We start from the raw sequence: 6,461 nt of genomic DNA on the forward strand, positions 1-6,461 counted from the left end.
CACCGGGGTGGCCGCGAGCAGCATCGTCGCCATGAAACGTGTCCTGACCGCGCTCGCCGCGGCCCTCGCCTCGGCCGTCCTGCTGCACTTCGGCACCGGCCTGCATCCCGTGGCCTGGCTGACGTGGCTCGCCCCCTTGCCCGTGCTGCTCGCCGCCCCCCGGGTGGGGGCAGGCCCGGCCTTCGCCGCGGGCGCCCTCGCCTGGCTCGCCGGGCAACTCCAGTGGTGGCCGTACTTCACCGGGACGCTGGAGATGCCCGTCCCGGTGGCGGCCGGCCTGCTCGCCGGGCCCGCGCTGCTGTACGGACTCGGCGTGCTGCTCCACCGTTCGCTGCTGGCCAGGCGGCGGACGCTGTCGGCCGCGCTCGCCGTACCGGCGTCATGGGTGGGCGTCGAATACCTGATGGCGCTGGCCGGACCGCACGGCGCCTGGTGGAGCCTGGCCTACACGCAGGCCGACGTGCTGCCCGTCCTGCAGACGGCCTCCGTCGCCGGCGTCTGGGGGATCACCTTCCTGCTCCTGCTCGTGCCCGCCGCCGTGGCCGCGCTGCTCGCGCCGGGCGCGACCCGCCGGCTCCCTGTCGCGGTGACGGCGGGCGCGACGGTGGCGCTGGCCCTGTCGTACGGCTTCGCGCGGCTCGGCACCGCCCAGGACGGCGGGCAGCACCGCGAGGTCGCGCTGATCTCCACCGACGACCCGCGCGACACCGCGGATCTGGACTCCCCGCAGGGACGCGACCTGCTCCGGCGCTACCGCCGGGCCGTCGACGCGGCCGCCGCCCGCGGCGCCGAGATCGCGCTGCTGCCGGAGAAGACGTTCGACCTCGCCGGCCGTGCGGCCACCGCCCGCCTGCCGCTGGCCGGGCCGGGAGTCGCGGTCGTCGCCGGCGTCGCGCTCGGCGCCGGCGCGACGCGGACCAACAGCGCGCTGGCCTACCCGTCCGGGGCCCGCTACGACAAGCACCACATGATTCCCGGGCTGGAGTCGGAGTTCACGCCCGGAAGCGCGCTGACCCTGCTCGGCCCGACCAGGACGGGCTTGATCGTCTGCAAGGACCTGGACTTCCCCTGGCTGGTTCGGCAGTACCGCCAGGCCGGCGCGACGACGCTGCTCGCCCCCGCCTGGGACTTCGACGACGACGCCTGGCTGCACAGCCGCATGGCGATGGTCCGCGGGGTGGAGAGCGGGTTGTCGGTGGCGCGCGCGGCCCGCCAGGGACTTCTCACGGTGAGCGACACCCGGGGACGGGTGCTGGCCGAAGGCCGCAGCGGCAAGCCCGGCGTGACCACGGTGTTCGCGGCGCTGCCGCAGCAGGGCGCCTCGACCCTCTACACCGGGCTGGGCGACTGGGCCGCCTGGTGCTCGGTCGCGATGCTGCTCATCGCCCTCGCCAGGCTCCGCGTCGCCCGCTCCGCGCAGGACGCCCGCACGGTCCGGCGATGAGGACGCGGAACCTACTCGGTCCAGACGGCCTGGGCTCCGCTGTGGCCCGCCCGTACGACGGCGACGGTCCCTCCCACCCCGCCGACCAGGGCCAGGATCATCAGGACGATCACCGCGGCGGTGTGCCACCGCGGTCGCGGGCCGCTGTCCTGGAAGATCGAGCGCTTGCGGTGGACGAACCGGGTGGCCAGGGACAGACCCAGCGCGGCGAGCCAGAGCACGATGACGAACGGCAGCACCTGCTCGCCCTGCTCCTCGTGGGCCTCGATGAGCTCGTTCTCCCCGACGGTGTGGGCCAGCGTTTCGCCGCCTCCCCGACGGTGTGGGCCAGCGTTTCGCCGCTCGTGATCGACAGCGGCGTGGCGATCAGGGCGATGGTGGCGACGAACGGCACCGCCGGCCACAGGTGGCGGGCCGCGGCGGGCCAGAACGCCATGAGGATGGTGCCGAGCGCCGCGAGCGGCAGGCACACGACGACGGCGTGCACGACCAGCGGGTGCAGGGGCAGGCCGAAGAACATGTCCGTCTCCTGTCTGGCGCGACGCCGGAGGCCGGATCGCGGCTGTCGGGAAGGCGCCGATGGCCGCGGGCTGCGTGCCGGCGGCCATGGCGTCTCGCGTGGATCGGAGCAGGGTCAGGAGCCCTGCTCGGGTAGCTGGTCCAGGGCCTGCTGGAAGGCGCGGGCGTGGCCGGCCTCGTCCTCGGCGTTGTTGGCGAAGCGTTCGGCCGCCCGGGTGTCGCCCGCGGCCTCGGCGCGCTTGGCGAAAGCCGGGTACATGGTCCGGGACTCGTACTGTTCGCCGGCGATGGCCTTGGTCAGATTGGCGTGCGTGCTGCCGACCAGCCCGGCCAGCTTGGCTTCGCCGGCGAAGTGCTCGTGGAGCTCGACGTCGGAGGTGCCGCGGAACAGTCCGGCCACGGCCGGGTTCCCGGCGTGCTCGGCGTACTGCCGGTATTTGGCGTACGCGAGCGCCTCGCCGTGCATGGCCTCGTCCAGGTCGGTCTTGGTCCGCCGGGCATGGACCTCGGGCTTCCCCTTCGGTACGTGGACCGTGTCGGCCTTCGGCGGCTTGGGCACGGCGCCCCGGCCGGACTCGACGGCACGCAGTGCGGCGCCGAACGCACGGGCGTGCCTGCCTTCGTCGCCGTCGGCCTTGGACTGGCGGGCGAACCCGGGATACATCTGCCGGGACTCGTAGGTCTCCCCGGCCACCGCGGCCCGCAGGTTCTCGGCGTCGCCGCCGACCAGACCGCTCAGCTCGGCGGCCTCGCTGAAGTGCTCGCCCAGTTCGACGTCGGCGGTGCGCTCGAACAGGCGGGCGACCGAGGGCAGGTTCTCCCGCTCGGCCTGGGCTGCGTACAGGCGGTAGGCGGCGTTGGCGTACGCCTCGCCGCGCATCGACTGCTGAAGATCCTTCTGGGTCTGCGGGTTGGGTTGGTCCACCGGTGTGGCGGAAGCGGCGAGCGCGCCGCCGACGGGCGTGCTCAGTGCGATGGGGAACGCGCCCGCGACGAGGGCACGTGCGGACAAGGCGATCATGGAGACCTCCCCGCCTGGTGCGGAAACCTGCGGCCATCACGAGAGCACTTACCTGCTCAAGCTGCTGGATAACGACCCACATGGCAAAGCAAGGTGAAGCGTCCGCCCCGAACGCAAAAAGTGCTTCACACCCGAGATCAACCCGTCTAGGAAGGGTGTAGGCCGCATAATCAGGACGGTCATCCCTCGTTTTTTCGTTCTGACCCGCGCGGCCCGCCCGGCCAGAGCAGAGACGGACGCCGATGCCTGGCGCCGTGGTAGCGCCGGCGCATGAGCGGCCCGCTGGCCGGTTGGCCAAAGGGCGCCGGTGCCGGGGCGGGAAGATCTCAAAGATCCTGCACCGGAAGTAGGCACCCCACATCTCCGACCACTGGAGCAGGACGGTTACCACTCGGGCCGGTCCGGCCCGGGGCCGGGGTGCAAAAGCGGCTGGAGGGCTCCGGCTGGGCCTATAACGTCGCTGGAGCGCAGCTGGCCTCGATCAGATGTGACCCTCCCGAGCACGCCGAAGGCGGTGGCCCGTGCCACCGCATTCGATGCGTCCGCCGTACCCGCGCCCGGGTCCTACACCCCGGAGCCGACCGGCTCGGGCGCGGCCTGCGGCGCCGCGACGGGGGCGGTACCGGAGTGCGCCGTGCGGGGGAACAGCACGACCGTGGCCAGGACGGTGCCGGCGGTGATCCACCAGGCGGTGGCCAGGCCCAGGTGCATCGCGACCCAGCTCAGGCCCGCCGCCGCCACTGCGCCGCCGGCCTGTAGAGCAGCGAGTCGACCGACAGGAGCGTGGTGCGCTCGGCCGAGGTCGCCCGCTGGTGCAGCATCTCGCCGCGGAGCAGTTCGCTGATCCCGCAGCCGACGTACAGGGTGACGTAGCCGAGGCCGGCGAGCACGATGGCCAGGATGCCGCCGAGCGAGGTCGAGGCGGCCAGGACCGCCAGGGACAGCGCGGTGACGCAGGTGCCGGTGATCGCTCCCCGGCGCGAGCCGCGCCCCACCCGGGCGGCCAGCGGGGCGAGTGCGCTGCCGAGCGCGCTGCCGGCGTAGCCGCGCAGCCCGCTGCGCAGCTCGCCGGTGATCGCGATCGGCACGCCTCGCAGCACCTGTCCGAACGAAGCGCGGCGGCGCGGCGGCTCCGGCATGGCCGCGAGGGTGACGACGAACTGCACGGCGGCGGCCGTGGCGGCCAGCAGCATGGGCACCGACAGCGGGACGAGCGGCCCGAATAACCAGGACGAGGGCAGCGCCAGCGGGACGATGCCGCCGATGAGCGTGCCGCCGCACAGCGCGATGGATCCCATCGAGGCGCCCCGGGCCAGGCCGGGCTTGAGGTTGGCGTCGGGGCCGTCGATGGCGTGCATGGTGTCGACGTACCACGACTGGGCGGGGCCGCTGGCCAGGGCGCGGGAGACCGCCTTGAGCACGAACGCGACGGCGAAGAGCGCGAAGCCGGTGGCCAGGCCCAGGAGGAGCAGGCTGGCCAGGGCGAAGAGGGCGGAGGCCGAGATGGTCCCGCGGCGGCCGATGACGTCGGCGAGCCCGCCGGTGGGCAGCTCCAGGGTGACGACCGCAATGGAGTGGATCGCCATGACGAGGCCGACGGAGGCGACGTCCATGCCGCGCTGGAGCATCAGCAGGACCATGGGCGCTCCCATCAGGCCGGCGGGCAGCCAGGCGAGGAAGCTGATGAGGGCGTAGCGGCCGGCGGCGGCGCCGGGGGTGAGGGGCGCTGTGGTGGCTGAGTCCGCTGTCATGTCTTCACCGTAGATTCGCAAAGACGTGCTGCTGAGGTCGCTGGCGTGGGACTTGCTGGAACGCGCTTAGCGGCATGTCCACAAGGGCGTGACCCTGTTCGCCGAGGTGCAGGCGACCCAGGATTCGGCAAGCCCGCCTGTTGGGCCTGCCGGCCGAACGCATGCTCCCGCGGCTGGACGGCGGTGCCTGCCGCGATCCCTTCCGTGCGGCCCGTTCATGCTGCTACATCCCAAGTCGGAGGCGGTGTTGAAGAGTAGGGCGGGTGGGACTTGAACCCACGACCACGGATTATGAGATCTTCAATTGAGTTACTCAATGTCATTGATTGTTGTTTTGGAACGCTGTGGTGAGACCGCCCACGCCGGCGTTCTCATCAGTTTCAGGGCGTACATGCGAGCAACCGCCGAGCAGTCGTGCGTTCCTGACCGTCAGTGTTTAAGTGTTGCAATTGCTGTATAGGCCCGGCCTGCTGAATGAAGCGTGCTTCACGGCAGATCTAACGCGCACGGCCCGCCATCTGCGAGTGATCGCATCCGTTGCTCGCCGCCCAGTAACCCTTGAGACGTAGAGGCTTAAGTCCATGTCAGAGCCGCGGCGTTGCTGGACGGGCTTTGTCTGCGGCTTCCCGTTCTGAGTGGTTGTTCGGCCAATGTGAGCAACCGATCAGGCCCGAACTTTCCTCTTCTCGGATGTGGCAGAGGTGCTTATCCAGCGGGTGACCGGTCACCCGTACTTCTGGCGGGAGATGGTCTATGAGGGCCGACTCGCCGAGTGTGCGCGCGTGTGGGGGCGCTTCTAATGGACCGCCGGATGTATCGGTGTGTCTTGTATGGCGATGGACCAGATAAATCGCAGGGCAGTACAAAGTCGGTTGGCGAGCTAGGAATGCCGCGCGGCAACTCGGCAAGAGGTCAACATGCCGACAGCCAGTACCGAATCGACCAACCCCTGCACCAGCCGCCTCGCTACGTCGCGTTCCGAACCGATCACGGATCCGAGTGAATCATCTGCCTGAGGGCTCTGAGTGAGGCGGGGGCGCGACGAAGTAAGCGGCCACCTTTCTGGTAATTCAGAATTCTTGTGTGATCCGCGTCACACTTCCTTGTCGCGCTGTCGGCGCTGTACGCGGTTGAGCTGCCTGAACCCCTGAGCGCGGTCCAATTCCGCGGACTCCTGCTTCACGGCTACCCGGCTTGTCAAGATCTATTCCTGGACGCTCTTCCTCTGTATATCTGAGGCGTTATTTATGGGGAGCTTACAGGGGTGCGCCCAGAGGCCCTTGTGTTTTTGTTCTACGGGGAGTGTGGGCGTGACTGTGCGGCGTGCTCAGGTATGTGCGAAAGTGCTGGGGCAGAGCAGGTTCTGGCTCGGACGCAGTTCACCTTCGAGGTGGGTCAGCCGCCTGACGTTGGCCACGGTCGTGGCTCTCATGCCGGGGATTCTCTCGTTGCAGGCGCAGGCGGCCGTCGTCGCACCCTCTCCTGCACACCTGGAGATTCCAGGCTCACCCTCTACAGGCGACGCCGGTAAGGTCCCTGTCCAACGCTCCGGCTCGGCAGATAATCTGCCGCACCTCGTCGACTCGGCCGCCACCAGTGCGCAGGTCAAAGGCAAGGGCGGTGACGATGACAAGCGTCCCAAAGGCTCGCTTCCGGTGGAGAAGCCGCGCGAACTGGTGGACGAGCCTGCCACGAACGGCCTGAACAGTCCGCCCCCGCTGACCTG

General features: G+C 70.2%; 5 protein-coding genes. 1 reads left to right on the forward strand and 4 read right to left on the reverse strand.

Annotated features, from left to right (window positions below):
• Nucleotides 1-31 precede the first annotated feature (31 nt).
• On the forward strand, nt 32-1,444 hold the full coding sequence (locus tag ACIBST_RS11065; RefSeq protein ID WP_397170888.1) for a hypothetical protein: 1,413 nt from the start codon (nt 32-34) through the stop codon (nt 1,442-1,444).
• Between the two features lie 11 nt (nt 1,445-1,455).
• Here ACIBST_RS11065 and ACIBST_RS11070 read toward each other — a convergent pair whose 3' ends face one another.
• From ACIBST_RS11070 to ACIBST_RS11085, 4 genes are all read right to left on the reverse strand, one after another.
• Nucleotides 1,456-1,683 (reverse strand): hypothetical protein, encoded by a 228-nt coding sequence (locus ACIBST_RS11070; protein ID WP_397170889.1) that lies wholly within the window; start codon nt 1,681-1,683, stop codon nt 1,456-1,458.
• A 395-nt stretch (nt 1,684-2,078) separates the two neighbouring features.
• Entirely contained in the window at nt 2,079-2,984 is a 906-nt protein-coding gene (locus ACIBST_RS11075) for a ferritin family protein (protein WP_397170890.1), read from the reverse strand.
• Between the two features lie 564 nt (nt 2,985-3,548).
• On the reverse strand, nt 3,549-3,695 hold the full coding sequence (locus ACIBST_RS11080) for a hypothetical protein (RefSeq protein ID WP_397170892.1): 147 nt from the start codon (nt 3,693-3,695) through the stop codon (nt 3,549-3,551).
• An 11-nt stretch (nt 3,696-3,706) separates the two neighbouring features.
• On the reverse strand, nt 3,707-4,735 hold the full coding sequence (locus ACIBST_RS11085) for a hypothetical protein (RefSeq protein WP_397170893.1): 1,029 nt from the start codon (nt 4,733-4,735) through the stop codon (nt 3,707-3,709).
• Nucleotides 4,736-6,461 lie beyond the last annotated feature (1,726 nt).

It is taken from the genome of Nonomuraea sp. NPDC049684 (genome assembly GCF_044465345.1).
In the GTDB taxonomy this organism is placed as follows: Bacteria; Actinomycetota; Actinomycetes; order Streptosporangiales; family Streptosporangiaceae; genus Nonomuraea.